The organism is Thermoplasmatales archaeon (assembly GCA_014361245.1).
GTDB lineage: Archaea > Thermoplasmatota > E2 > UBA202 > JdFR-43 > JACIWB01.
The window spans coordinates 1-1,172 of sequence record JACIWB010000091.1 but is presented as its reverse complement, the minus strand read 5'-3'; the positions used below and the strand labels follow the sequence as shown (position 1 = coordinate 1,172).

2 protein-coding genes are annotated in these 1,172 nt (G+C 36.9%); one reads left to right on the top strand and one right to left on the bottom strand.

The genetic code is table 11. The features are described from left to right. Window positions 1-926: peptidase C25 (locus tag H5T45_07640; protein MBC7129569.1), on the top strand; the 926-nt coding region annotated here is incomplete at its 5' end. Between the two features lie 97 nt (window positions 927-1,023). Here the strand turns inward: H5T45_07640 and H5T45_07635 are convergent. After that, a partial coding sequence (locus tag H5T45_07635; GenBank protein ID MBC7129568.1) for a hypothetical protein occupies window positions 1,024-1,172 on the bottom strand: 149 nt, incomplete at its 5' end.

Genomic DNA, 1,172 nt, shown 5'->3' with positions numbered 1-1,172 from the left:
AATCATATGACCCAAAACCATATGGAAATTTAACAAGTATCCATGTATGGGTTAAGAATGATAAAGGTGAGGTTGTTTTTGATGCATGGAGAAATAATACGGAAATGTATTATGAAGGAGAATGGGTTACTGGAGAAAAGATTTTAAATGGAAGAGGAGGGGCATTGTATTACATGCCAGAAGATTTTGAAAGAGAAATTTTATGGAGTTCAAATGGAAAATTCACTGGCATGGAGGATATAATAAATGAATTCGGCAAGGGATGCGGTTTTGCATTTTTCTCTGGACATGGGAGCCCTGGAGTGTGGGCGGATCATCTGCCTGGCATACCCGGGAACAGAATAAATTCCCAGATTGTTGGATTAACTGTTTCTCAGGTAAAACCATATTTCCCTTATTTTTCCCTACCTTTTTTCCCAATGGAAAAATTATCTAACGAAAACAAACTTCCTGTGGTTGTTGTTGGAGGATGCCACAACAGCCAGTTCAATGTTTCTTCAATTCCAACACTTCTTGATATCTTTTTACTTCTTTTATTTGGTAAGAATATGTGGATGAATACATACGGTCAATTAGTTCCAGAATGCTGGAGCTGGTATATGGTAAAATTGCCAGGAAGGGGAGCGATAGCAAGCATTGGAAATACTGGCTTCGGCTGGGGGTGGGAAGGAGAGTTTTGCACTGTTGGGGCTGGAGATGGCTGGATAACATCTGAATTTTTCAGACAATACGGAGAAAATGGATACGATATTCTTGGAATAAATTATGTGCAAACCCAAACAAGTTATATAAATCATTTCAAGGAATTTACCTTGCCCGAATGCTGGTGGAGCCCCGATGCTGGATGGGACTGGATAGATGAGAAAACTGTTCAGCAATGGGTTTTACTTGGCGATCCGAGTCTTAAACTTGGGGGATATAGCTAAAAGAGGTATTGATAACCTTTTGATATCAATCTATAGTTTTTCAACAGAAATTTGTATATTATAAAGATTCTCCTCGAAATGAATGATATCTCTTATATCAAAATTTTATAAGAGTATATAATCTATTTTGTCCAAGCTCTAAATTTATATCAGCTTTCATAGCTCTATTTTCATCTCCTCTTACAAAATTATAAATTATTCTCCTAAGACTAAGAAAAGCATTCGCTGAATCAAAAGATTTGAAGG